At 31.7% G+C, this 26,206-nt stretch carries 22 protein-coding genes; 4 read left to right on the top strand and 18 right to left on the bottom strand.

Annotated features, from left to right (window positions below):
• Positions 1-2 precede the first annotated feature (2 nt).
• The 16 genes from Q0997_RS08255 to hutH form a co-directional block, all read right to left on the bottom strand.
• Positions 3-1,151 carry a beta-ketoacyl synthase N-terminal-like domain-containing protein gene (locus Q0997_RS08255; RefSeq protein ID WP_299887269.1) on the bottom strand — a complete coding sequence of 383 codons (1,149 nt, stop codon included), beginning with the start codon at positions 1,149-1,151 and terminating at the stop codon, positions 3-5.
• Entirely contained in the window at positions 1,144-1,608 is a 465-nt protein-coding gene (locus tag Q0997_RS08260; protein WP_299887272.1) for a thioesterase family protein, read from the bottom strand. The genes Q0997_RS08255 and Q0997_RS08260 overlap by 8 nt, the downstream gene beginning before the upstream one ends.
• Positions 1,586-2,851, bottom strand: a complete 1,266-nt coding sequence (locus Q0997_RS08265; protein WP_299887275.1) for an ABC transporter permease — start codon at positions 2,849-2,851, stop codon at positions 1,586-1,588. The genes Q0997_RS08260 and Q0997_RS08265 overlap by 23 nt, the downstream gene beginning before the upstream one ends.
• Positions 2,844-3,587: an ABC transporter ATP-binding protein gene (locus tag Q0997_RS08270; RefSeq protein ID WP_299887278.1), complete on the bottom strand. Its 744-nt coding sequence runs from the start codon at positions 3,585-3,587 to the stop codon at positions 2,844-2,846. The genes Q0997_RS08265 and Q0997_RS08270 overlap by 8 nt, the downstream gene beginning before the upstream one ends.
• Before the next feature lie 28 nt (positions 3,588-3,615).
• Positions 3,616-4,611 carry a BtrH N-terminal domain-containing protein gene (locus tag Q0997_RS08275; RefSeq protein WP_299887281.1) on the bottom strand — a complete coding sequence of 332 codons (996 nt, stop codon included), beginning with the start codon at positions 4,609-4,611 and terminating at the stop codon, positions 3,616-3,618.
• A 68-nt stretch (positions 4,612-4,679) separates the two neighbouring features.
• Positions 4,680-5,087, bottom strand: a complete 408-nt coding sequence (locus Q0997_RS08280; protein WP_299887284.1) for a hypothetical protein — start codon at positions 5,085-5,087, stop codon at positions 4,680-4,682.
• Between the two features lie 51 nt (positions 5,088-5,138).
• Positions 5,139-5,612, bottom strand: a complete 474-nt coding sequence (locus tag Q0997_RS08285; protein ID WP_299887286.1) for an ABC transporter permease — start codon at positions 5,610-5,612, stop codon at positions 5,139-5,141.
• On the bottom strand, positions 5,605-6,039 hold the full coding sequence (locus Q0997_RS08290; RefSeq protein ID WP_299887289.1) for a hypothetical protein: 435 nt from the start codon (positions 6,037-6,039) through the stop codon (positions 5,605-5,607). The genes Q0997_RS08285 and Q0997_RS08290 overlap by 8 nt, the downstream gene beginning before the upstream one ends.
• Before the next feature lies 1 nt (position 6,040).
• The gene (locus tag Q0997_RS08295; protein ID WP_299887292.1) at positions 6,041-7,174 is read right to left on the bottom strand and encodes a beta-ketoacyl-ACP synthase III; all 1,134 of its coding nucleotides are present in this window, start codon (positions 7,172-7,174) and stop codon (positions 6,041-6,043) included.
• A gap of 6 nt (positions 7,175-7,180) precedes the next feature.
• A complete protein-coding gene (locus tag Q0997_RS08300; RefSeq protein WP_299887295.1) occupies positions 7,181-8,104 on the bottom strand; it encodes a dialkylrecorsinol condensing enzyme DarA in 924 nt (307 codons plus the stop codon).
• Positions 8,105-8,185: 81 nt separating this feature from the next.
• Positions 8,186-9,070, bottom strand: coding sequence for a lipid A biosynthesis acyltransferase (locus Q0997_RS08305; RefSeq protein WP_299887298.1), 885 nt, complete (start codon positions 9,068-9,070; stop codon positions 8,186-8,188).
• A gap of 14 nt (positions 9,071-9,084) precedes the next feature.
• Positions 9,085-9,327 (bottom strand): phosphopantetheine-binding protein, encoded by a 243-nt coding sequence (locus tag Q0997_RS08310; RefSeq protein ID WP_299887301.1) that lies wholly within the window; start codon positions 9,325-9,327, stop codon positions 9,085-9,087.
• Positions 9,320-10,552, bottom strand: coding sequence for a beta-ketoacyl synthase (locus Q0997_RS08315; protein ID WP_299887304.1), 1,233 nt, complete (start codon positions 10,550-10,552; stop codon positions 9,320-9,322). The genes Q0997_RS08310 and Q0997_RS08315 overlap by 8 nt, the downstream gene beginning before the upstream one ends.
• Positions 10,553-10,574: 22 nt before the next feature.
• Positions 10,575-11,306 (bottom strand): 3-oxoacyl-ACP reductase FabG, encoded by a 732-nt coding sequence (fabG, locus tag Q0997_RS08320; protein ID WP_299887307.1) that lies wholly within the window; start codon positions 11,304-11,306, stop codon positions 10,575-10,577.
• Complete coding sequence (locus tag Q0997_RS08325) at positions 11,306-12,448, bottom strand: WG repeat-containing protein (RefSeq protein ID WP_299887309.1); 1,143 nt, start codon at positions 12,446-12,448, stop codon at positions 11,306-11,308. The genes fabG and Q0997_RS08325 overlap by 1 nt, the downstream gene beginning before the upstream one ends.
• Positions 12,449-12,462: 14 nt before the next feature.
• Positions 12,463-13,989, bottom strand: a complete 1,527-nt coding sequence (hutH, locus tag Q0997_RS08330; RefSeq protein ID WP_299887311.1) for a histidine ammonia-lyase — start codon at positions 13,987-13,989, stop codon at positions 12,463-12,465.
• A 100-nt stretch (positions 13,990-14,089) separates the two neighbouring features.
• On the opposite strand from hutH, the gene Q0997_RS08335 reads away from it, so the two are divergent.
• Positions 14,090-15,346, top strand: a complete 1,257-nt coding sequence (locus Q0997_RS08335) for an NAD(P)/FAD-dependent oxidoreductase (protein ID WP_299887313.1) — start codon at positions 14,090-14,092, stop codon at positions 15,344-15,346.
• 37 nt (positions 15,347-15,383) lie between these two features.
• On the opposite strand, the gene Q0997_RS08340 is transcribed toward Q0997_RS08335, so the two are convergent.
• Complete coding sequence (locus tag Q0997_RS08340) at positions 15,384-15,998, bottom strand: hypothetical protein (protein ID WP_299887316.1); 615 nt, start codon at positions 15,996-15,998, stop codon at positions 15,384-15,386.
• A gap of 588 nt (positions 15,999-16,586) precedes the next feature.
• Here Q0997_RS08340 and Q0997_RS08345 point away from each other — a divergent pair.
• The 3 genes from Q0997_RS08345 (at position 16,587) to Q0997_RS08355 (ending at position 24,364) form a co-directional block, all read left to right on the top strand.
• Complete coding sequence (locus Q0997_RS08345) at positions 16,587-19,472, top strand: hypothetical protein (protein WP_299887319.1); 2,886 nt, start codon at positions 16,587-16,589, stop codon at positions 19,470-19,472.
• Positions 19,473-19,706: 234 nt separating this feature from the next.
• Positions 19,707-20,312, top strand: a complete 606-nt coding sequence (locus Q0997_RS08350; RefSeq protein ID WP_299887323.1) for a hypothetical protein — start codon at positions 19,707-19,709, stop codon at positions 20,310-20,312.
• 512 nt (positions 20,313-20,824) lie between these two features.
• Positions 20,825-24,364, top strand: coding sequence for a LamG-like jellyroll fold domain-containing protein (locus Q0997_RS08355; RefSeq protein WP_299887326.1), 3,540 nt, complete (start codon positions 20,825-20,827; stop codon positions 24,362-24,364).
• 83 nt (positions 24,365-24,447) lie between these two features.
• Here the strand turns inward: Q0997_RS08355 and hisS are convergent, their stop codons facing one another.
• Positions 24,448-26,115 (bottom strand): histidine--tRNA ligase, encoded by a 1,668-nt coding sequence (gene hisS / locus Q0997_RS08360; protein WP_299887329.1) that lies wholly within the window; start codon positions 26,113-26,115, stop codon positions 24,448-24,450.
• Between the last annotated feature and the right edge of the window lie 91 nt (positions 26,116-26,206).

The raw sequence follows: 26,206 nt of genomic DNA on the forward strand, positions 1-26,206 counted from the left end.
CTTTATTCTATATTTTTTTTAAATACAACTGCTGTATTACAACCTCCAAATCCAGACGCTGTTTTTATAAATGTATTTAATGTTTTTTTTGTTGTATTCTTTATAACATTAAGAGGTTGCGATACTCCTAATTCTTCAAATCCTAAAGAGGCATAAAGCGTATTATTGTGCAAAGAATGCATTCCTACAATAGTTTCTAACAAACCCGATGCGCCAAGTGTATGGCCAAAATAGCCTTTTAAACTATGTAATGGAACATCACCTAATCCTACTCTATTAAATGCAATAGATTCCATTTCATCATTAAACAAAGTTGCAGTACCATGCGCAGAGATATAATCTATATCATTAACATTAATTCCTGCCTGTCTTATAGCTAAATTAACACTTCTATACAAACCTTCGCCTGTTCTTGATGGACCAGAAATATGGTTTGCATCATTGCATGAACTTTCACCCAATATCTCTACAGCATCTTTTGATAATTTAGTTTTATCATTTGTAACTAAAACACTTGTTGCAACTTCTCCTATGTTTATACCAGTTCTATTTTTATCAAACGGCTTACATGGCTTATCACTCAATGCTTGAAACGAATTAAACCCAGATAATATAAAAGCTGTGACTATATCTCCACCAACAACAAATACATGGTCATATTTTTCTTGTTGAATATAACGTTTTGCAATTGCTAGAGACAACACTCCAGATACACAGGCGTTAGATACTAAAACAGCTTCGTTTTTTAAATTAAAAAAATCTTGAATAGTTTTTCCTAAAGCACTTAAGTATGATCGTTTTTTTTCGAAAGGAGAATTAGCATCTAAAACATCTATATTCCCTTTTGTTGTTGAGATTATTAATCCTACACGATCATCTAATTTCACCTTTGACGCTTTGATTACTTTATTTAATGATGTAATCATCATTTGCTCTAAATGCGTATAATAATCTACATCTTTTAATTTAGGGAAAGCAGTCTGTAATTTATTTCTATCTATTAAAGAGGTATAAAAATCATTAGGTAAAATAGATTTATCATCTACTAACTTAAGTCCCGTTTTTTCTTCATGAATAGCTTTTACTACAGTTTCGCTATCAAAACCAAGTGAAGAGATAATATTATTATATGATACGTATACGTTATTCATCTAACAATCCTACCTTAGCTTTCCAATTCATAAAAAACTCTGGAGCTACAAGTTGTAATTCTCCTTCGTCCATTTTCTCTCCTACATGAGACACAAATACTTGTGTTGTTGATCCTTCACATACCAATTGATTTTTACCATTAAAAATCTGATATTTAAAAATCATCTTTGCTGCACTTGAATTAACAAATGTTGTTTTTATAGTTGCTACATCTCCATAATGTAATGGCAATTTATGCTCTGTGTTTGTTTTTACAATGGGTGTAGTATAACCTTTATTTTTTTGATCTAAGTATGAAATACCATGTGCACGACCAAAAGCTTCACGACCATCTTCGAAATATTGAATATAATTTCCATGCCATACTATACCTAAAGGATCTGTCTCTGCGAAACGAATTCTAATCTCACTTGTATGTGATATTTCTTGTATTTTAGACGGCATATTTTTTTTCATTATAAACTATAGCAATTGTGGTTGTGGCGATAAAAAATAGAAATAACAAACCAATCTCTGGTAAAATATCTAATAAAGAACCATTTCGTAAAAATACATCGTAAAAGGCATTTAAACCCCAATTCATTGGTGAAATATTAGATAAAATTTGCATGAATTTTGGCATAGCAAAAACGGGAATCCAAACACCACCAATTGCCGCTAAGATAACAACAAAAGTAGCTCCAAATGGAGCAGATTGCTCATGTGTTTTTGCTACAGTTCCTAATAACAAGCCTAAACCTATAGCGGCTAAACCTGCAAAGAAAGCAACTACAAATAATAATGGTAGTTTACCAGAAATATCTAATGTTGGTAATCCTATTGATGGAAATAAATAAACACCTATAAGTAACATTAATATAAATTGAATAATACATACCACTAAATATACAGCTGTTTTCCCTGCTAAAACTGTTGCATAAGACACTGGATTAGTGCGTAAGCGAACAAATGTGCCTTGATTTTTTTCTTGAACTACATTTATAGATAATGGAACGATAACAAAGAAAATAGCAAACAATGTCCAAGCTGGTACATTATGCTGTACCGAATTGGGCAAAATATCTTGCCCCTCTTTTTTTAATGAGACTTCTTTAAAATTGATGAAATTTTCTGTTTCAAAAATAGATTCGTTAGGGTCGTCTGATATTTGTGATTGAAACGCTTTATATATAGATTCTGTTTCAATTTTTGAAATCATCTTATCTATTCCGTTTTTTACTGAACTTTTAAATGTTAACTGAGTCGCTGGATCAAAATATAAACGCACTTCTTTTTTTTCAATTACCGTTTTTTCGCTAGCAACTTCATCTTCCATAGTAAACTTGGCAATAATACCTTCAACATTTTGATTAACTTTTAATGCTAAATCCTTAGAAAGATTCCTTGGTATAACTATCGCTAATTGATACTTTCCTTTAAAAACTTTTTCTTTTGCAATAGCTTCTTCTGCTTCTTCTATAATTTCGAAAGCACTAGAATCTTGCATTCCATTAATTATTGATTTAGAAACATCACCTTTATCATTATCAACTATTAAAATTGGAATTTTTGTATCACTAATTGTTTTAAACGAACTATCTTGAATTAAAGTGATCGTAATAATTAAGACTAATGGCATTACGAATAAAATAACGATACCACCAAAATCTCTTATTAACAAAGTAAATTCCTTGTATGTTGATGCTAAAAACTTATGCATAATCTCTTAGGTCTTTTCCTGTTAATTCGATAAATACATCTTCTAAATTATTTGCTTTTTTTTCTGCAGCTATTAAAGCTTTAGGTTCTCCTTTAGAAATAATTTTACCATGATCTATAATTGCAACTCTTGTACAAAAATGTTCTGCTTCATTTAAATGATGAGACGTATAAATTATTGTAGTACCACGACTATTTATATCTTGAAGGTACTTTATTATAACATTTTTAGATTGTACATCTACTCCTACAGTTGGTTCATCTAAGAACAAAATTTTTGGTTCGTGAAGAATACTTGCAATTAAATTAATACGCCGTTTCATTCCACCAGAGAAAGAGCTTATTTTTTTGTGCGCAAACTCTAAAAGGCCTAACGTTTCTAAAGCTTCATTAATTTTAGAAGTTAGCTCCTTACCTTTTAAACCATACATACTTCCAAAATATTTTAGATTTTCGAAAGCCGTTAATGTAGGATATAGTGCATATTCTTGAGGTACAATACCAATTAATTGTTTTAGTTCTTTTTTATTCTTTTTATAATTTAATCCCTTAATAGTAAAACTTCCAGATGTCGGTTTTATTAATGAGCATAATAATGAAATTAAAGTTGTTTTCCCTGCACCATTAGGACCTAAGAGACCAAATATTTCTTTCTCTTCAATGAGCAAGTCTAAGTTAGAGACAGAAAATTTTTCTGCATCTTTATATTTTTTAGAAATTTGCTCAATTTTAATCATATTTATTTTCCGAGTAATCGGTAATCTTTTAAATAGCTTTCTTTAATTTATTAAAGAATATCTTTTCTTTATTTGCAATAACTTCTAGCTGCGTTGCAATATCATTATACGCATCGTTTTTTGCGCTTCTATTTCTATAAATTCTTGATGCATCGACAGCAAAATCTCTCCAAGCATCTCCAATTTGAGTCATTTCTTTAGATAATTCAGATAACTTTTCGTTTTTAATGACCTTACTTGCTTCTTGAAGAAATGCTGCAAAAATGTATCTAAATCCACCACCGCCAGTACCTATTTCTTCTTGCATTCTCACAATTTGCCCTAAATAATGATTAGCTTTTTTCACCCCTTTCTTTTTTGGCCACTTTCGTATCAGTTTTGCTGTATATTTAATACCATTAACTCCAATAATTGGCATTGGCGCTAACATATCTCTACAAGTATGCTTAATACCTTTTATTATAGCTTTTTCTAGTTCTAATTCCTTTGGAAAATCTATAGGGTAATACATATGACCTTTAGGAGCAAATGCGCCTTTAGCATATCTTACTTTCTCTAATTCTTTATCTGTAAGCGTTGTTACGGTTTCCATAACGGGATCACTTATTAAATAAGTATCTTCTTTTTTACCATAAACTACTAAATTGTGTGCATTGAAATGAAAACGATACTCGTCTGGAAAATAAACAAGATTAAAAACACCTACTTGTAATCCTACTGGATTATCATTTTCTAAATTTCTATCTAAAACAGCTTTTGCTTCTTTAGGGTTTTTAAATTTTTGACGCTTAATTTTTATTCCTGTACGCTTTGCAAAGCGTTTAAAAATAGTGCCAGGCATTGAACGATAAGTAAATGCTGGCGCATGGTTTACCATTAAAAAAGGGATGTAACAAAATAACAACCCACTACCAATACCAAAAGCCATTGGTTCACTAATATCAAAACCATTATGCTTCATTAAATTTGAAATCACACCATTTTCGCAATGTGCAGATTGATGATGCGTAAATTTAATTTCCATTTGTTGTTTTTATTTTTTTAGAGGTCAAATGCAATAAATCTATCATAATTTTAGTAACCTTAGTGTTTTTATGATTTATTTCCATTTGTTATATCTTTTAATTTAGAAATACTAACTTCAAAAACATCTGCATATTTTTGCAATATTTTATTTGACAATTTATTAAAAACTTTAGGTTTAAAATGGCGTTTTACTCTCCATTTCCATAAACCTACATAGCTAGCTAAAATATTTAGGTCCATTTTATTAACTTCCATATAATATTCTATTGGACTTGTTTCATTTTTTAAAACACGTTGTTTAGCTATTTCAATACGTTCATTAATATCTGTAATTGCATTATTTAAAGCAATTGTTTTTGGATCCCAACCTGTTGAATTTACAGTAGTATAGTCACCATTCTCATCAACAGCATAACAAAGCTCTTTTGCTCCTTTTAAACTACTTTTATCTTGAGGTACTTCACTATTTCTCATGTGTCATTTTTATTAACTTTAAAGGTCACATGTGTTGACTTTTAATCTTTTTTATTTACTTGGCTCTTCTGTTATTTCTTGAATAAACAAATTCATTTCACAAGATAATAATTCTAAATCTTGAACTTTTATTCTACATTCTAAAGTGCATATACTATAATGGTCTGCATCAAACCTAGACTTTAAATTTGCATTAGAAATAATTGTTTGTCCTACTTTTGGAAAATTATTTATTTTCACTTTTTTAATACCACTAATAAAGCCTATTAATTTAGTGCCTTCTCCTTCTAAGTCATCCGCTTCAAAATAGCTTTTTCCAACAATTGCAGAACAAGTTTGCGCTGCATTTTCAATTAAGCCTATTTCACTAAATTCTCCATTTTTATCTAAAAAAATACAATCTTCTTTTACATAAAACTGTGTAGACACATGGTCATCATTTAATGCTAACAAACTATCAACCATAAGAAAAGGAGCTCTATGCGGCAAAAATTTTGAGATATCTAGTGATTTAATATTATGCATTTTCAACGATAACAGTTTTCATTTGTGCTTGTGCAATAATTTCTTTTCTTGAATTGCGTACTATAGTCTCAACCATAGTAACTCCCATGAATTCATGTAATATTTTAGCTTCAGTTTTAATTACCTCATTGCATTTTGGAAGTTTGAATACTTCTGCTTTTTTTATTGAGCCAATGTAACCTGTTGGTGCTTGTTCACCTTTTAAAAAAAAATCATACCCTGTATGTAGCGCTACAGTTTGTGCCATGTTTTCAATTAAACCAGGTTCTAAAAAAGTATCTTTTTCAACAAAAAGATTTGTTTCCTTTATAGTAAAACTAGATTTAATATTTTCGCTTGAAAATTCTAACAAAGTATCGACCATTACAAATGGTACTTTTTGAGGAATTAAACTTGATATATCCTGTATAGGTAATAGGTTAGACATATTAGCAAACAGTTAAAAGTGCATGCATATAAGAAAAACGAGCGCTTTCTGGCACTGCTAATAATATATTATCTCCTTTTTTGAGTTTTCCAGAATTAGCTAATTCTTCTAACATAACATAAATTGAAGCTGAACCTATATTACCAACTTCGCTTAAATTCATAAACCAATTATCTTTTGGGATATTAATTCCTTTTTCTAACATTACATTAAAAAATTTATCTTCAAAATAGTATGAAGAAAGATGTGGTAAATAATAATTAATAGCTTCTGGCTTTATATTGTGTTTTTCAAGGGCCAATTTCAAACTATCGACTCCTTTTTCCAAAATATTTTCGTCTAAAAGTTTTACATCTTGTTTTGCAGCAAATATTGATTTTTTACTCCATTGATCAGATGAATACTCGCTCCATGATTTTAAAAAGCCATCTTCTAATTTTTCGCTACCTGCATACATACAGGGTTCCATTTCATGCGCGTATGAATAACCTTCCATCCATTCAATCTTTAATGAATGTTCCCCTTTTGGTTCATTTTCTAATAAGAATGCACCAGCACCATCAGACAACATCCAGCGTAAGAAATCTTTATTAAAAGCTAAAATTGGATTCTCTTCTAGAGTTTTTAAATGTTGAATTTCATCTTCAAATGTATTAGACATCATCCAAGACGAGGTACGCTCTGAACCTGTACATACAGCGTTTTTCGTTTGCTCAGATTTCACAGACATGTAACCATATTTTAACGCGTTCATACCAGAACAACAAGCCCCAGAAGGTGAATTAATTTCAATATTACCATTCTTTAAAAACCCATGAACCATTGCTGCATGTGATGGTAATATTTGGTCTGGACTAGATGTTCCACATGACAAAAGTTCAATATTTTCAGCTTTAAAGTTAGCATCACATAATCCCTTAATAGCTTCTGTTGCTAATTGCGCATTATTGTGGGAAATATTACCATTATCGTCAATGGCATAATATCTTGTTTTTATTTTATTTTGTCTAAGTACTACACGTCTTCCTTTTGAAGTTTTTCCATTTATAAAACCTAATTTTTTTTCCATTTCATCATTAGTCACAGGTTTATTAGGTAAAAACTTTGATATTTTATTAATATATACTTCTTTCATTCCTTGTTAGTAGGTATTTTTTACTGATGAATAATACTCTTTATCCTTTTTTATTTTATGGATAGAAAACACATAAGTCAACAAAAATAAGATAAAAACTATTGGTGCAATAATCCAAATAGCAAATAATAAGTAATATTTAAAAAAAATAAGCCAAAAATTACGTGAAGTAATAGATTTTTCACCTTTAGCTTTAATTAAATCTGCCCATTTCGAAAAAATTAAATTCCCTCGTTTATCTGCGATAATTAAAAAAGGCTTAATTTTTACTGCTTCTTTTTCTAATAAGTTATTTTGAAGATTATTATAGTCATTTTGTAATACATGTTTCTCTATTATAGGCCCAAATTTTACAGCTTCATCGATATCTTTTTGAGAGACTCCTGGTTTTGGAAAAATACCGAACTTTTTTCTTTTTACGCCAGTAAACATCCAATCTACAATAGTTATAACGCTTATGTGATTTATATGTCTATCTGCTAAAACAATATTCCCTACTAATTTAGCATTGAGTTCTACAAGTTTTTTCTTAAGTTTTTCTTGCGCCATTATCCACATATTCCTACAACCTATAACTGTAATTACTGGCTTGTTTTTTAACAACTTATCGGCATCAGTTGTACTTAAAAAGGAAGTCGTTGGTAATGCTGGCGTTAAATACCATATTGGATAGCCTAAAATAACCAAATCGTATTCCTTATCTAAAATGTCTTGGGAAACTGGTTTTACTTTACTTGGTATTTGTTTAAAGGTCTCAGGGAAAACATTAAAGAATTGATTCTTTGTCCACGGAAAAGGAAATGGTTGTTCCATTTCAATTTTATGGTAATCAATTGTTATTTCTTTTTGGTTAAATGCAGATGTAATATTGTTAAGAATTTCAGTTAGTTGACCTGACTGAGAATAATATATAACTAAAATGTTTTTCACTAAAATATAATATTTCAATTAGTTTGAAAAGATACAAACTTTATAGTGACTGGAACTATTTAAGCTGCTTAAAAAGCTACTTTAATTATCATCTTTTCTCCAAAAATCAAAATAATTAAACCATTGTAAAGGATACGCTTTTAACATAGAGGTTACACTCATTGTATATTCTTTAAGTAATCCTTGAGCATCTCTATGTTTAACTTGAGCTTGACGCGCATATAAATGGTAATGTTTGCTTGTTTCTTTCATAACATAAACGAAAAGCACAGGTACTTTTAATCGTGATGCCAACATAAATGGCCCGGCAGGAAATTTAGCTGTTTCTCCTAAAAGGTTTTCTTTTAAAAATTTAGAGCCATCATAATAACGATCTCCTGTGATACAAACAATTTCGTTTCTTGTTAATGCTGCATTAATTTCAAATATATGAGATAAATCTTCTTGAATTAAAATAAGATTAACATTGGGTTTATTTGTAACACTATCTAAATACTCTTTAATAGCAGTATGCTCTGTATCTGTAGTTAATAAGCTAATTGATGCTTTTTCTTCAAGCTCACCAAAGAAATGTTCGGCAATTTCAAAGTTTCCTAAATGAGCACTAATTAAAATACCACCTCTTTTTTGTTTCAAAACCTCTTTTATCAAATCTACTCCATCGAAATCATAAGTAAATCTGTTTCTCATACCTGAAGAAATAGCTACTTTATCTAAAATAGTTTGGCCAAAAACATAATAACTCCTGTAAATGTTTAGTATCGCTTTAAATACGGAATTCTTATGCCTATTTCTAAAGTAATAATAGCTAGCCTTAGTACTCTCAAGAGCAAAGAAGCAAAAATAAAAAGCAACAAAGTAAAGGATAAAGTAGGCAGAACCAAGTCCGAAAGTTTTCATGAAAAATACAAAAATTTTGTACCCAAAAACTGTTCCTCTGGACTTACCTTTCCACTGAGTAGCCATTACTATTAATTAGTCTATTTTAATTTGTTTTCTATTAAATTATAGAAATCTTGAAGTGTAATAACATTAACGAAGTCTTGCGCTACTAATTTAACGCCAAAGCTTGATTCAACGGCAACTACAAGATCGACAAAATCCAAACTATCTAATTCTAAAGTTTCTTTTAAATTAGCTTCTGGAGCAATATCATTCTCATCTACCTCAAATTCATCGATAAGGAATAGGTTAATCTTATCAACAATATCTTCTTTAATCATTTTCTTTAATAAATTTTTTAATTACTAGGGCTGAATTTGTTCCACCAAATCCAAAAGAGTTTGACAAAAATACGTCAAATTTTTTATCTAACGTTTTACTTACTAAATTTAATTTAGCTGAGTCTTCATCTGGTTCCTCTAAATTTATATTTGGCGCAATAAAATTGTTTTGCATCATTAGTATAGAATATACTACTTCACTTGCTCCCGCCATCCAACATTCGTGACCTGTCATTGATTTGGTAGAACTAACATATGGCCCTTTTTCACCAAAAACATTAGTTATAGCTTTTGCTTCATTCCCATCTCCAACTGGTGTTGAAGTAGCATGAGCATTAACATATTCTATAACAGATGGTTTTATATTTGCTTGCGCAATAGCTTTTTTCATTGCTCTAGATGGTCCATCTACATTTGGTGTTGAAATATGTTCGCCATTTGATGAAAATCCATAACCTATAATTTCTGCTAATATAGTAGCTCCTCGTTTTTTTGCTGACTCATAACTTTCTACAATTAGGGTTGCCGCACCTCCACTTGGAACCAAACCATCTCTATTTTTATCAAAAGGTTTCGATGCCTTTTCTGGGTTTTCTGTATCCATCGCAAAAACTCCCAAACCATCAAAACTAGCCATAGCATACTTATTAATCTCCTGAGCTCCACCGCATATAACACAATCCTGCATCCCAGCTTTTATTAAATTAAAAGCAACACCAATAGAATGCGACCCACTAGCACAAGCTGCACTTATAGTAAAATTAACACCTTTAAGTTTAAATAGTGTTGACAAGTTCATTGTTACCGTAGAATTCATTGTCTTAAATATAGCTCCAGAACCTACAAGTGTAGTGTCTTTTTTTATTCTAACTTTATCTATAGCAACCATGACCTCTTTAGCAGTACTATCATTACCATAAAGAATACCAACCTCATTTTTATCTAAATAATCTTGAGATATTTTTGCTTGATCTAAAGCTTGTTGTGTAGCAACATAAGCAAAAGCACCTTCTTGGCTTAAACTTGCACGTTGCCTTCTAGATAAAACTTTTTTTAAATCTGGTTCATTAACACTACCAGTTAATGGTGAACGATAACCAAACTCATTACGATCTTCATCGTAAACAATTCCTGATTTACCATTGTATAGTGACGTTTTAACTTCTTCTAAGTTCTCGCCAATACAAGAATAAATTCCCATTCCTGTGACTACTACTCTTCTCATATAAATTAAATAGCGTAATTAATTAAGAGTATATACCTCCATTAATATTTATCACCTCTCCGGTGATGTATGATGCTTTCTTAGATACCAAAAATGATACCAAATCTGCAACTTCTTGTGCCTCACCAAAGCGATTAGCTGGCACAAGTTTTTTAAGTTCTTTCTCATCTAAATCTGCAGTCATGTCAGACTTAATAAAACCTGGAGCTACAGCATTTACAGTTATATTACGTTTTGCAACTTCTTGAGACAAAGCTTTAGTAGCAGCTACTATTGCCCCTTTTGCTGCTGAGTAATTAGTCTGACCAGGAGTTCCTTTTACTCCAGAAACTGAAGCTATACTAATTATTCTTCCATAACGATTACGCAACATCTTCTGAATAAGATGATTCGTTACATTAAAGAAGCCATTTAAAGAGGTATTAATTACACTTTGCCAATCTTCTTGTGGCATCCACATAAACAAACCATCTTTTGTAATTCCTGCGTTGTTAACAACAACCTCTATGATTGCATCTTTATTTTCTTCTTGCCAAGTGTCTAATTTTGTTTTCACATCATTAGCATCACTAACATTAAATTGCATAATTTCTCCAGTATTTCCGGCAGCCTCTACTTCTTTTAAAGTATTTTTAGCCTCATCTTCATTACTGTTATAATTTATTAAAATATGATACTCTGAATCTTTTGCTAATTGAGAACAAATAGCTTTTCCTATTCCTCTAGATCCTCCAGTTACTAATACGCACTTCATTAATAAAATAATTCTAAATTTTTAAACCACATATTTTTAAGCAGTTTTCCTTCTTTGTTAATAAACCCCCAAGATTTTTTATACTTTACTCTTGCTAAACCATTAACAAAACCTTTTTCGTTATTCTTTTTAAAAATTGAAAACCCACCAGCCGTTATATCATACTTCTCATCAATTACCATTTCTCCATTTTTATCCATGAAACCCCAAAATTTTTCTGATTTTACAGGCGCTAGTCCATCAACACTAAATATTTCTGCGTCTCTATATTGAATAGGAATTATAGTTTCTCCATTATTGTCAATATATCCCCAACTTTTATTCGCAAAAACTGGAGCCAAACCATTTCTAAAAGCCCTCGCTTTATCATATTTTGGTTTAATCACCCATTCTCCTTTAGAATTTATAAACCCAATTTTCCCTCCTTTTTTAGCATACGTTAAATCTGAATTTATTGAAAAATTCCATATTTTTTCTGCGCCTTCAATAACTTTAAACTCATTATTGATAATTAGACCGTTTTGTTCTCCTTTCTTAGCCGTTACTACTTTATTACTATTGTAAACTTTACTAACACCATCATATTCAGGCTTAACAAAATATGCCCCAGTTTTATCAATAAGCCCCCATTTATCTCCTACTCTTACTTTAGAATAACCATTTAAAAAATCAAAAGCTTTAATATACTTTGGTTCTACTATAATTTCTCCATTAGTATCTATAAATCCTACTAATTTACCTTGTCTATATGGAGCCAAACCTTCAGAAAAATCATAAAATTTCTCGATATTAAGTTTAGAAAACACTCTTTCTCCTTTTTTATTTATATACATCCAACCATCATCATCTGCAACTATTGCTATTCCTGAATTAAAGGCTTTAGTTTTTTTAAATTTAGGTTCTATTACCCATTCTCCTTTTCTATTAATATATCCCCATTTTTTCCCATTAATTGAAGCTTGTGCCATATCCTCAGAGAAATTTTTAGCAACTTTAAACTGAGGTTCAATGTGCCATTCTCCAGATGTATTTATATATCCAAACTTACCCGTTTCATTAGCCAGTGCTAACTTTTGAGCAAATGATAATGTTACTGAAAAAATTAACACAAGTGTTAAAAGAGAAATTTTAATCGTTTTCATTTTGATATATAGCGTTATATGTTATTGTTTAATATATAATCCTTTACTTGGTTAACATAAGGGTACATTATTACATCTTCTTTAAATGCTGGAACTATTTTTCTAATAGCATCGTACATTTTTTTAGTCTTAATAGAAACTTTGTCTTGAACATTAAGATACTCTATAGCTTGAACAATTGTTATAATTTCTATTGCTAAAACTTCATGCGCATTTTCAATTACTTTTTTGGTAATCAATGCTGCATTCGTCCCCATACTTACAATATCTTGATTGTCATTATTATTTGGTATACTATGTACATACATTGGATTAGAAAGTGTTTGATTTTCAGCAGTAGTTGAAGTTGCTGTAAATTGCACACCTTGCATTCCAAAGTTTAAACCTAATTTCCCCAAATTTACAAATGGAGGTAAAATATCATTCAATCTAGAATTTAATAAATAGTTTAATTGTCTTTCAGAAAGCATAGTAAGTTTCGTCACAACAATTTTCAACTTATCCATTTCTAAAGATACGTAATCTCCATGAAAGTTCCCTCCATGATAAACGTGTTCTTTTTCAACATCTACTATAGGATTATCATTTGCAGAATTAACCTCTTCTATTAAAATGCGTTCTATATTATTTAAAGTATCTAAAACTGGACCTAAAATTTGAGGTACACATCTTAAAGAGTAATATTCTTGTACTTTTTCTTTAAAAACATCTGTATCATCATTATTTTTATATAAATGATGCTCTCTCTTTCTTGTCAATTTACTATCTACTAAATGCTCACGCATAGATTTTGCAATAGCTCTTTGTCCTATATGCTTTTTAGAATGGTTTAACTCATGAGATAAATGATCATCATAAGCCATAACAATCTCATTAATAGCTGCAGAACATGAAACCATCCAATCTAACAATCTCCTAGTAGACATTGTGTTAACAATACCTATACCAGTCATTACAGATGTTCCATTCATTAATGCTAAACCTTCACGAAGTTCTACAGCAATTGGTTTAAGGTTCTCTATTTTGAAAACAGATGCTGTAGATACTCTTTCTCCTTTATAAAACACTTCTCCTTCTCCAATTAATACTAAAGCTAAATGTGCTAACTGTACTAAATCTCCACTGGCACCAACACCTCCATGTTCATAAATTAGTGGTGTAATATCTCTATTTATAAGTTCTGCCATTAATTCAATAACAGACTTATGAACTCCTGAATGACCAAGTGATAACGTATTTAACCTTGCCAACATCGCAGCTTTAACATATTCAGGAGCTATTGGATTTCCTGTCCCTGAAGCATGACTTCGTATTAAATTATATTGAAGCTGAATACGTTGAGAGTCTTCAATTTTATATTGCGCCATTGGCCCAAATCCAGTATTAACACCATAAATCACTTTGTTTTCAGAAAAGCGTTTTAAAAAATTAAAACTATTTTCCACCTTTTCTATTACTGAATCTGTTATTTGTATAGGATTATTTTCAATAATTACTTTTCGAAAATCTTCTATCCCTAGTTTGCCATTAAATTTCAGCATGCGTTTTTTAATTCTAAAAATTTATAAAATTGATCAATAACAAATATAAAGTCGTTATTTTTGTTTGCAAACTTAACATATTTAAAGCGTATTTACTAGAATGAATAACTTAGAATTTAATATTGATGTTTTAATTATTGGCTCTGGTCCATCTGGATCTGTTGCTGCTTCATATTTACATAAAAAAGGCTATAATATTAAAGTTATTGAAAAAAGTAAATTTCCGCGATTTGTAATAGGAGAAAGCTTACTACCACGCTGTATGGAACATTTTAAAGAGGTTGATTTACTTGACTGTTTAAATGAACAAGAATTCGAAATTAAAAGAGGCGCTCGTTTTTTAAAAAACAATGTGGTATGTGATTTCGATTTTAGTATAAAACATACTGAAGGATGGGATTGGACTTGGCAAGTACCTAGAGCTGATTTCGATAACACACTTGCTCAAGAATTAATTAAAAGAGGTGTTAATATTTCTTTTGAACATGAGGTAACAGATGTAAAGTTTTCTGAAGACGGTAGCTCTATTACTACAATAAAAGACGAACATGGAGCTCCTTACTTTGTAAAGTCAAAATTTATAGTAGACTCTAGTGGTTACGGAAGAGTTTTGCCTAGATTATTAAACTTAGACAAACCATCTGAAATCCCTGTACATTCTTCAATTTTCGGACATATTTCTGATACTAAAAGACCTGAAGGAGAAGAAGGAACACTTATTACATTTGATGTATTAGATACAGATACATGGTTATGGGTAATACCATTCTCTAACGGAACTACAAGTATAGGTTTTGTTGGTAAAAGTGAGTTTATAGACTCTTTTAAAGGCACAACTGAAGAACGATTACATGAAATGATGAAACTATCTAAACATTATAGAGATCGTTTTAAAGGTGAAAAATACTTATTCGAACCTAAAAGCATTAAAAACTTTTCAAAATCTGTAACAAAGTTATATGGAAAGGGTTTTGCCTTAACTGGTAATAGTGCAGAATTTTTAGACCCTGTATTTTCATCGGGAGTAACTTTCGCAACTGAATCTGCATTGAAAGCTGCAAAATTAATTGCAAAAGAACTTAATAATGAATCTGTAGATTGGGAAACAGATTATTCAGATTACATGAAACAAGGTGTAAATGTATTCGCAACTTATGTAAAAGAGTGGTATACTGGAAACTTACAAACATTATTTTTCCACAGACCAGAAAACCCTGAAGTAAAAAAGCAAATTTGTGCAGTTTTAGCTGGTTATGTTTGGGATCAAACAAACCCATTTGTTAAAAAACACAATCGTGCGGTAAAAACTATGGCACATATAATAAATATGCAAAAAGAAAAAAGTGAAACTATATAAGTTTCACTTTTTTCTTTAGTATTATGACTAAGAAATATTACTTCTTAGTTTTCTTTAAAATTAATCCTGCTAATGTTTTACCAGTCTTAGCATAACCTTCACCAATTCGATCTTCATTACTATAAGTTCCTCCAAAACTATTTCCAGGAGCATGTTTACCTGTAATTTCCAATAATACATTATCTCTATTAGCGGTTTCAACAAACCTAAGTAATGTAGATACTTTTGCAGGCCTTCTCATAACACCTACATTATAACCTGGATATAACCAAACTGTTTCTACTAATAAAGTATATTTTGCATCAGCTAACCCTTCTTCAAAAACAATACCTTTCTTCTTTTTTTCCATGTACCTGTTCATTAACTCTAAAAATTTAGGCGCATAAATTAATTCTCTCGCAGCAATCCACTTTTTCTCCCAAGCTTTTCCTTTTCCTTTACTTTTTTCTTCTAATTTTGCAGATCTCTCTGTCATATATTCTTCATTCGTTTTATTGTCTTTATATATTTTCATATTGTCATAGACAAACTCAACATTAAATTCTTTTTGACCCTTAATAAAATCAAAATCACCTTTAACTACTTTCATTTTTTGTGCGAACATAACCCCACAAAAAAGTAAACTCAATACTAATGCTACTTGTTTTTTCATTCTTTATATAATAATTGTTTAGTAAGCAAATATAAAAAATTAACCCAATTAAAAATTAAAGCAAATAAAATCGCAATAAAATGGCACAAACCAACCGAATCAAAAGCATTGCATTAACAACCTAATAAACAATATATTAAAATATGATCACATACGATAAAAATGCATTTCATCGGTTTTTAATGCTTTTTGTAGATATTTTGTTTTTGTTTTTTTAAATTAGCATAACATTTTAATTAAACTCTAGATTCCCAAATCTAACATCTATGAAAAAAAATAACTCTACCCCAACTTCAAACACACTTAATCGGACTTATTTACATTTAATCGATTTTTAAAACATTTTATCGATTGTTCTTAAATTAGAAATAAATAAAAGATGGCAGTGTATTACACATAATATATTTGTGTAAATAAGTTACCCAAATTTAAACATGAAGATTTTCTACTCAAATTCTATTCACGGCTTAACTGTGCTTAATTTCTAGTGATTAACGAATTATAGGAAAGATTATCTTCTCCACATAAACACAATATCTGAATATTTTATACCCAAATCATATTAACATAAAACTTAATCAATTTAACATGAAAAAAATTATTTTCATTTTAACCTTTCTGTTATCAGCCTATAGTAGTTACGCACAAACATTTAATTACCAAGCAGCAGCTAGAGATAATTCTGGTAATGTAATTACTAATCAAAACTTAAGTGTAGAGTTATCAATTTTAAAGACAGGTCCATCAGGAATTAATGTCTATTCCGAAAATCATAGCGTAACAACAAACAGTTTCGGTACATTCGATTTAGCAGTTGGAGCAGGTAATAATCCAACAACAAATTTTTCAAATATAGATTGGAGTAGTAACGATTATTGGTTACAAATAGCAATTGATCAAAATGGAGGTACAAACTACACTATAGTTGGCTCCTCTCAACTAAGAGCTGTCCCATATGCTCTATATGCAGCTTCTGGCCCACAAGGTTTACAAGGTCCTACAGGTGACCAAGGCCCAATAGGCGATCAAGGCTTACAAGGTCCTACAGGTGACCAAGGCCCAATAGGTGATCAAGGTTTACAAGGTCCTACTGGTGACCAAGGCCCAATAGGCGATCAAGGCTTACAAGGTCCTACAGGTGATCAAGGTTTACAAGGTCCTACTGGTGACCAAGGTCCAATAGGAGAACAAGGTTTACAAGGCCCTACGGGAGATCAAGGCCCAATAGGTGATCAAGGTTTACAAGGTCCTACAGGAGATCAGGGTCCAATAGGCGATCAAGGTTTACAAGGCCCTACAGGAGATCAGGGTCCAATAGGCGATCAAGGTTTACAAGGCCCAATAGGAGAACAAGGTTTACAAGGTCCTACTGGTGACCAAGGCCCAATAGGAGAGCAAGGTTTACAAGGTCCTACTGGTGACCAAGGCCCAATAGGCGATCAAGGTTTACAAGGTCCAACTGGTGACCAAGGCCCAATAGGAGAGCAAGGTTTACAAGGTCCTACGGGAGATCAGGGTCCAATAGGCGATCAAGGTTTACAAGGTCCTACTGGAGACCAAGGCCCAATAGGAGAACAAGGTTTACAAGGTCCAACTGGTGACCAAGGACCAATAGGCGATCAAGGTTTACAAGGCCCTACGGGTGACCAAGGCCCAATAGGAGAACAAGGTTTACAAGGTCCAACTGGTGACCAAGGCCCAATAGGAGAGCAAGGTTTACAAGGTCCTACGGGCGATCAAGGTTTACAAGGCCCTACGGGAGACCAAGGTCCAATTGGTGACCAAGGTTTACAAGGCCCTACGGGTGACCAAGGCCCAATTGGCGATCAAGGTTTACAAGGTCCTACGGGAGATCAAGGTCCAATAGGCGATCAAGGTTTACAAGGCCCTACTGGAGACCAAGGACCAATAGGCGATCAAGGTTTACAAGGTCCAACTGGTGACCAAGGCCCAATAGGAGAACAAGGTTTACAAGGTCCTACTGGTGACCAAGGCCCAATAGGTGAGCAAGGTTTACAAGGCCCTACGGGAGACCAAGGCCCAATAGGTGATCAAGGTTTACAAGGTCCTACAGGTGACCAAGGCCCTATAGGCGATCAAGGTTTACAAGGTCCTACGGGTGACCAAGGCCCAATAGGCGATCAAGGTTTACAAGGTCCTACAGGAGATCAGGGTCCAATAGGCGATCAAGGCTTACAAGGTCCTACGGGAGATCAGGGTCCAATAGGCGATCAAGGTTTACAAGGTCCTACGGGAGATCAGGGTCCAATTGGTGAGCAAGGTTTACAAGGTCCTACTGGTGATCAAGGTTTACAAGGTCCTACTGGTGACCAAGGCCCAATTGGTGAGCAAGGCTTACAAGGTCCTACAGGAGATCAGGGTCCAATAGGAGATCAAGGTTTACAAGGTCCTACGGGAGACCAAGGTCCAATAGGAGATCAAGGTTTACAAGGTCCTACTGGTGACCAAGGTCCAATTGGTGAGCAAGGTTTACAAGGTCCAACTGGTGACCAAGGTCCAATTGGTGATCAAGGTTTACAAGGTCCTACGGGAGATCAAGGTCCAATAGGAGAGCAAGGTTTACAAGGTCCTACGGGAGACCAAGGCCCAATAGGTGATCAAGGTTTACAAGGTCCTACAGGTAACCAAGGCCCAATTGGCGATCAAGGTTTACAAGGTCCTACTGGTGACCAAGGTCCAATTGGTGATCAAGGTTTACAAGGTCCTACAGGTGACCAAGGTCCAATTGGTGATCAAGGTTTACAAGGTCCTACGGGAGATCAAGGTCCAATTGGTGATCAAGGTTTACAAGGTCCTACTGGTGACCAAGGCCCAATTGGCGATCAAGGTTTACAAGGTCCTACTGGTGACCAAGGCCCAATTGGCGATCAAGGTTTACAAGGTTCTACTGGTGACCAAGGCCCAATTGGTGACAAAGGACCTACGGGTGACCAAGGTCCAGTAGGAGATCAAGGCTTACAAGGCCCAACGGGAGAACAAGGTCCACAAGGTCCTTCTGGAGTAGCACCTACACCAACAGTAATAGATGTATATAATTCTACAAGTACTACTATTGGGAATTCTTCAACAGTTATAAATTTAAATACAGTAAGAGTAAATATTGGAAGTTATAGTACTACAAACACTTCAATTACTATACCTGCAAGTGGTCTATATGAAATAACATACTCTATGTCTTATGACATAACAAATGTTCCACCCGGAACACCTAATGGAGATGTAAGATCTACAGTAGAAACAGCATTAAATTTGAACAGTACAGAAATATTAGGAACTAAAACTTTTACTTATCATAGAAACGCATCAAGTGGAGAATCTACAGGTTCAAAATCTATTATAATACAGCTAACTCAAAATAATATAATAAATGTATCTGCGAGGCAAATAGCCGGTACTGTTAGTATATCAACAGTAGCAAGTGGTTGTAATATAACAATCAAAAAATTAGATTAATTAGACCTTAAACTAAAAAAGCGAGTTAAAATTAACTCGCTTTTTTTATTATAGATAATCACATTAAAGCACAAAAACATCATTTTTAAAAGATCACAAAACTAAATACCATATACATAACTACCTAAAATACAACTAATTAAAATAACAACAAGCACTTAGTCGATTATTATTGCATTTAAAGGATAAAAAATGTAACTTTGAAACAAGTTACCCCAAATAACTACCCTTGTTATGAAAAATTTTGTCCTATTAAGACTGTGTTTTTTTGTCAGTATCTTATTCGCACAAACCACTAGTGCTCAAATACAGATAGATTGGTCTACATACAATAACCAAAATAATTATAATGTTTATCAATTAAACAATACAAACACCAAGAGCTTTAATTCAATAGCTGAATCTTATATTAATACTTTAAAATTAGAATCTTCAATAAATAATACTTCTAACTATTATATTATATTAAAAGCTAAAAAATATTTGATGATCTATAATGAAAAACTTAGTATTCAAAACACAAATAATTTTAACAAAGCAAATATTGATAAATCAATAAGTATTGATAAAAACTTTGAAATTTATATTTATGATACTATTAGTGACATGTTCTATAACATTAAAAACACTATAGACTTTCCAAATGATTTCCCTAAAGAAAACACATTTAAAAACGATGACTTTGAGTTGAAGCTTTTTAATGGAAGTACTTTAAGTAATGATGATTTTATTCCTGAAGAAACAAATATTCAATTTTATAACAATAACACTATTAATAATATTAGATCTATTGAATTAGATAACATAATTAAAAGAGCCATATCTCTTAGCCAAAATTAAAAAGTATTAGTTGAGTAGTATCATAATTTGCCTCAAGCATTTCTAAGTTTTCAACTGTACTTTTTATTAATCCCAAAATGAACATTTTGGGATTTTTTATTTACGTATAAGAATTTATCAAAAAAAAGAAACTTAATTATAATTATTCTACAATACTAAAATATCCTATCTTTCATCTTACTAATTAACTCCCTAATTTGTAACAAATCACAAGATAAGCACTCCTATTGCTAATTTTAATCATTTCTCAAGTGTAAAAACGACCTCTCCTTATTTTAATAAATAGTTTAATAAAACCCAACATCGAGAATACTAAGTTGATAAATAATAACAGTCTACAAAAAATATAATCAGTTAACAAGCGATACTCTATCTTCATAAAACAATAAAAACATACCATTCATCGAATTTATTCTCGTTTTAACGATAAACCACTACGCATCAACGAAATAAAAACAACTTAACGAGAAAAAGATTACATTTGTATTCCCTCAACGCTAAACTTTTAACCTATGAAAAAACATTCTCTTTTAAGAAGTAGCTTGCTCATTCTTTTTTTTACCCCTGTAAGTCTTTTCTCTCAAGTACACCTACCTCCAAGTTGTGGTGAAAATTATAGTTTAGAATGGTCTTCAAGTCCAATAGCTCAAAACGAATATAATTGGTCTTCTGCAGGCGCATTAACTAGCACTTATACAAATGTAGATAATTCTGGAGTGGATTTCACTGTAACATTTACTGGTGACACATCATCATTTGGAGCATGGAATGGGTTAACAACTCCAGTAGTTGGAAACGACTCAAGCCCAACTTATGAAAGTCTAGATCTATTTACTAACGGATATTCTGCCTCTGGAATTACTTGTACTATAACATTTAGCTCTCCTATTTATGCTTTATCATTTGATATCAATCACATAAACACATCTAGTGTAAACGGTGACAAATACACTATAAGTGGAATAAATACCAACGGAGATATTATATTACCTACATTTACAAGTTCTTCCACTCCATCATATACAGCAGATAATAGCACAGGAATAGTAAACTCAACTGGCGCATCCGTTTCAGGAAATGATGGAACTGTTGGTGTTAATTTTTCAGACAACGACTATATAACAAGTGTTTCATTCTTATGGCAAGATTGCGATACATGTTCACCTAATAACGTCCACGGTTCTGGATTAGGGAATTTTAGTTTTTGTATTCCTCAAACACTAGATTTTGATGGAAACAATGATTATATAAACAGGGCTCCTTTTCTAAGTAACAAAACTGAATCGTCAATGATGTCATGGATAAAACTAAAAAATGGATTTGATGGTGGAGATATTATGGGACAAAAAAATTACAGACTTTTTGTTGACAATTCTAATAAATTAAGGGCGGAAATAGAAACTAACACACCTTCATTAGTCAACTATCGTATTGATATGCGTGATTCTTATGGTGATGGATGGACCAATAAAGGGGTCCTAATTACTATTAATGGTGCCACTTTAAATGGTGGCGTTCCTTATACTGTTCATGACGCAGGACTATCCAATACTCCTATAACTAATTCTGAAAATTTTACAGCTTATGAAGGCGATATTATAGAGATCACTTTTACAACTGATAGTTACGCTAATGAAATGAGTTGGGATTTAGTAAATGCAACAGATGCGGCAAATGTAATTACGAATCATACTTATGGAACAAATAATGGATCAGAAAATCTTTCAAATATAATAGCATCTTGCAGCTCCTGCACTGGAAATGTAACGACAATCACTCCTATAGATGTTTCCCCAAAACTTTTAGAAAATTTATGGTATCATGTAGCTAGCACATATAATGGAACTACAGGAGAAATGAAATTATATTTAAATGGAGAATTACAAGATACTAGAACTGGGTTAGCTAGTACTCTAAGTACAGATACAAATGATTTCGAAATAGGCAGAAATTCAGAATTAGATAACAACTATTTTGAAGGAGCAATATATGAAACACGTGTTTATAGTAAAGCTTTAACCCCAGACCAATTACAAAAACAAGTTTATCAAGAAATTGAAAATAATTCTGGTAACGTAAAAGGAACTATAATTCCTAAAAATATTGATGGTTTACTTTGGAGTGATTTAGAGTTATATTATAAAATGGATATTATTGAAACTGGGTACACACCAGATGAGTCAACACATAATATAGCTGGAGGATTAAATAACATGAGGACTTACCAAGAAAGAACTGCTCCTTTACCTTACACAACTACATCTGGAGGTGATGGCAACTGGTCAAATTCTAATAATTGGCTTCATGGAGATGTTTGGGATATCTCATATTCTCATCCAGATTGGGCTATTGTTAAAATAACAGAAGATTTAAGTACAACAACAAGCCATAATACATTAGGAGTATTACTAGAAAGTACAAAAGAATTGACAATTAATAATGATTCAGAACTTAATATAAGTTGGTACCTAAAATTAGATGGAAAAATAGATTTAGAAGGAGAGTCTCAATTAATTCAATCTTTAAATTCAGATCTAGACATTACAAGTTCAGGAACATTAGAACGAGACCAACAAGGCACACAAGATTTATTTACTTATAACTATTGGTCTTCTCCTGTTGGCTTAACAAATACTATTACAAATAATAATAGCTATACTGTTCCTGATATATTTAAAGACGGAAGTGACTCTGCAAACCCAACTAATATTAATTTTATAACTTCAAGTTATGATGGAAATTCAGGTCCTCCTATTGGTATCGCAGATTATTGGATTTGGAAATATGGAAATTTAGCATCAGATTATTATAACTGGGAACATGTTCGTAGTACAGGTAGTTTAAAAGCCGGTGAAGGATTCACAATGAAAGGAGTTAATAATACAAATGGTAATGTTATATTAGAACAAAATTATGTACTAGAAGGAAAACCAAACAATGGAGATATTATATTACCTATATCTTTAGGAAACGAATATTTAGTAGGTAATCCTTATGCTTCTGCCATAGATGCTAATATATTTATTGCAAACAACACTAATACTACAGGTGTTCTTTATTTTTGGGAACATTGGGGTGGCGGTTCTCATGTTACAAATCAATATCAAGGTGGCTATGCCATTTATAATCTTTCAGGAGCTACTCCTGCTATGCAATATGATTTTGTTACTGGAGGTAACACAGGTACTAGTGGAGCAAACAAACTTCCTGGTCGTTATATTCCAGTAGCTCAAGGTTTTTTTGTTAATGGTAGTTCAAATGGCAATATTGTTTTTAATAATAGCCAACGTGTATTTCAAACTGAAGGTAGTAATTCCGTTTTTATAAGAAATGATTCTTACAATTCAACAACAAACGACGACGATAATAGAATGAAAATTCGTCTTGGTTTTGATTCAGTAAGTACTTATCATAGACAACTTTTAGTAACAGAAGACAATAATGCTACACCGCAGATTGATTTTGGTTATGACGCTGAAACAAACGAAACTCAAAAAGACGATATGTATTGGATGATAGACAACAAAAAATTCATCATTCAAGGTATAGATACTATAGACTCAACAACTATTTTACCATTAGGAATTCATACAGATATTGATGGTGTCAATTCATTTAAAATTGATGAATTAATTAACGTTCCTAGTAGTTTAGAAATTTACATTTATGACACTGCAACTAATACTTATCATGATATTAGAAACAATCCTAGCTTCTCAATAGAAATACCATCTGGAACATATACAGATCGTTTTGAGTTAAGATTTTCTAATGGAAATACTTTAAGTACTGACGACTTTATTACTGAAGCAGAAAATATTCAATTCTATTTTTCAAATGACAGTAATAGTATTGTGATTATTAATCCCGAGCTACATAACATTAAATCTGTAGAATTAAACAATATGCTAGGACAGACTATAACAACATTCAATAAAATTGAAACTGAAGACTATATTACACTTAAAGAAAAACAGTTAAGTAGTGGGGTTTACATTTTAACTCTTAATACTGATATAGGAAAAACATCTAAAAAAATACTAGTAGATTAATAGATTATTTATTTCAACTAATTCTAATAAAAAAGCCTGATATATATATCAGGCTTTTTCAATTTGACAAATATTAAAAACCACTATTTTATTGCAGTAACTAATTCTTCTATAGATACTTTAGATTGCTCACCAAGCGCCATATTTTTTAAAGTATATACATTGTTTTCTATTTCTTGCTCACCAACTAAAACAACAAAAGGAATATTACGTTTGTTAGCGTAATTCATTTGTTTTTTCATTTTTGCGCTATCTGGATATAATTCTGCTTTTACTCCTTTTTCACGCAATGCTTTCACAGCTTTTAAACTAAACAATGCTTCATTATCACCAAAATTAATAAATAACACTTCTGTACTCTTTGTTATCGTTTCTGGAAACAAACCTAGTTTTTCAAGCACTATATAGATACGATCTAAACCAAAACTAATACCAACACCACTAACATTTTTCAATCCAAAGATACCTGTTAAATCATCATATCTTCCACCGCCGCCAATCGATCCCATTTTCACACCTTCTGGAGCAGACACTTCAAAAATAGCTCCAGTATAATAGTTTAGTCCACGTGCTAAGGTTACATCTAATTGTAAAATAGCAGATTGTAAACCTAATTCATTAATTGCTTTGTTTATAAAATCTAATTCTTCTATACCCTTTTTACCGTCTTCAGAAGTACTAAGAATAGCTTTTAAACTTTCTATTTGCGACTCAAAAGTACCAGTTAAAGAAAATAATGGTTGTAATTTATCTATACCATCTTGCGGAATGCCTTTACTCAACATTTCTTCTTTTACTTTCTCCTCTCCTATCTTATCTAATTTATCTAAAGCTACAGTAAAATCTATTAATTTATCACTTGCACCAATTACTTCTGCAATACCTGATAATATTTTACGATTATTAATCTTTATTGTAGTCCCTTTTAATCCTAAAGCAGAAAACACATTATCATACAATTGTACAAACTCGACTTCTTGCCATAAGGATTTACTACCTACAACATCTGCGTCACATTGGTAGAATTCTCTAAAACGTCCATTTTGTGGCCTGTCTGCTCTCCAAACTGGTTGTATTTGGTAACGTTTAAAAGGAAAATCTATATCGTTTTGATGTTGCACAACATACCGCGCAAAAGGTACTGTTAAATCGTAACGCAATGCTTTTTCGGAAATTTTACTTACTACTTTTGTAGAATTTAGAATTTCTAATTTATTTAGATATTCTTTAAAAAAGTCAACAAAACAACTATTCTTAAATCGAATTAACTCATACCTTTTTTCGTTTTCGTCTTTGTTTTCTAGACTTTTATATAATAAAATATACTTTTCTTTTATCTCATCAAAAAAATCTAAAACTAACGAATTTATTTCTTTACCTAAATCATCATTAACAAGTGAACTCAAAGTATAATCATAAACATCTTCTATTTCTTCATTTTCATCTAAACCCAATATAAGAGTATCAAAAAAAACAGAAAAAATAAAATTCGCACTAGAAGAATCTATTATATCATTTCTTAAATCTTTCAAATAATCACCAGAATTCAAAATCTTAAAAATCAAGCGATCACCTTCTTCTCCATATTTTCCCATTAAGGTTGAAGAGTTTTCAAAACTAGGTGTTTCTATAGGTAGAAATCCAAAGGTTTCAAACTGAGATTTTATAGTACTAAAAATATAGTTGCGTTTTGCAACTTGTTCTGGATTAAAATCTCTTGTTCCTTTTGGTGTACTTGGTTTTTGTGCCATAATATTTCCCTTAAAAAAAGGGATTTTTTAAATGTCTTCTCGATACAATTTGCTCATGCTTCACAAATCACTCGAAGTGACGTTATCTTAA

This window comes from uncultured Lacinutrix sp. (assembly GCF_947500325.1).
Taxonomy (GTDB): domain Bacteria; phylum Bacteroidota; class Bacteroidia; order Flavobacteriales; family Flavobacteriaceae; genus Lacinutrix.

Bases quoted from the DNA above. Each gene is read 5' to 3' on its own strand.
- Q0997_RS08255 (WP_299887269.1), bottom strand. From the start codon at position 1,151: ATGAATAACGTATACGTATCATATAATAATATTATCTCTTCACTTGGT.
- Q0997_RS08260 (WP_299887272.1), bottom strand. From the start codon at position 1,608: ATGAAAAAAAATATGCCGTCTAAAATACAAGAAATATCACATACAAGT.
- Q0997_RS08265 (WP_299887275.1), bottom strand. From the start codon at position 2,851: ATGCATAAGTTTTTAGCATCAACATACAAGGAATTTACTTTGTTAATA.
- Q0997_RS08270 (WP_299887278.1), bottom strand. From the start codon at position 3,587: ATGATTAAAATTGAGCAAATTTCTAAAAAATATAAAGATGCAGAAAAA.
- Q0997_RS08275 (WP_299887281.1), bottom strand. From the start codon at position 4,611: ATGGAAATTAAATTTACGCATCATCAATCTGCACATTGCGAAAATGGT.
- Q0997_RS08280 (WP_299887284.1), bottom strand. From the start codon at position 5,087: ATGAGAAATAGTGAAGTACCTCAAGATAAAAGTAGTTTAAAAGGAGCA.
- Q0997_RS08285 (WP_299887286.1), bottom strand. From the start codon at position 5,612: ATGCATAATATTAAATCACTAGATATCTCAAAATTTTTGCCGCATAGA.
- Q0997_RS08290 (WP_299887289.1), bottom strand. From the start codon at position 6,039: ATGTCTAACCTATTACCTATACAGGATATATCAAGTTTAATTCCTCAA.
- Q0997_RS08295 (WP_299887292.1), bottom strand. From the start codon at position 7,174: ATGAAAGAAGTATATATTAATAAAATATCAAAGTTTTTACCTAATAAA.
- Q0997_RS08305 (WP_299887298.1), bottom strand. From the start codon at position 9,070: ATGGCTACTCAGTGGAAAGGTAAGTCCAGAGGAACAGTTTTTGGGTAC.
- Q0997_RS08310 (WP_299887301.1), bottom strand. From the start codon at position 9,327: ATGATTAAAGAAGATATTGTTGATAAGATTAACCTATTCCTTATCGAT.
- Q0997_RS08315 (WP_299887304.1), bottom strand. From the start codon at position 10,552: ATGAGAAGAGTAGTAGTCACAGGAATGGGAATTTATTCTTGTATTGGC.
- fabG (WP_299887307.1), bottom strand. From the start codon at position 11,306: ATGAAGTGCGTATTAGTAACTGGAGGATCTAGAGGAATAGGAAAAGCT.
- Q0997_RS08325 (WP_299887309.1), bottom strand. From the start codon at position 12,448: ATGAAAACGATTAAAATTTCTCTTTTAACACTTGTGTTAATTTTTTCA.
- hutH (WP_299887311.1), bottom strand. From the start codon at position 13,989: ATGCTGAAATTTAATGGCAAACTAGGGATAGAAGATTTTCGAAAAGTA.
- Q0997_RS08335 (WP_299887313.1), top strand. From the start codon at position 14,090: ATGAATAACTTAGAATTTAATATTGATGTTTTAATTATTGGCTCTGGT.
- Q0997_RS08340 (WP_299887316.1), bottom strand. From the start codon at position 15,998: ATGAAAAAACAAGTAGCATTAGTATTGAGTTTACTTTTTTGTGGGGTT.
- Q0997_RS08345 (WP_299887319.1), top strand. From the start codon at position 16,587: ATGAAAAAAATTATTTTCATTTTAACCTTTCTGTTATCAGCCTATAGT.
- Q0997_RS08350 (WP_299887323.1), top strand. From the start codon at position 19,707: ATGAAAAATTTTGTCCTATTAAGACTGTGTTTTTTTGTCAGTATCTTA.
- Q0997_RS08355 (WP_299887326.1), top strand. From the start codon at position 20,825: ATGAAAAAACATTCTCTTTTAAGAAGTAGCTTGCTCATTCTTTTTTTT.
- hisS (WP_299887329.1), bottom strand. From the start codon at position 26,115: ATGGCACAAAAACCAAGTACACCAAAAGGAACAAGAGATTTTAATCCA.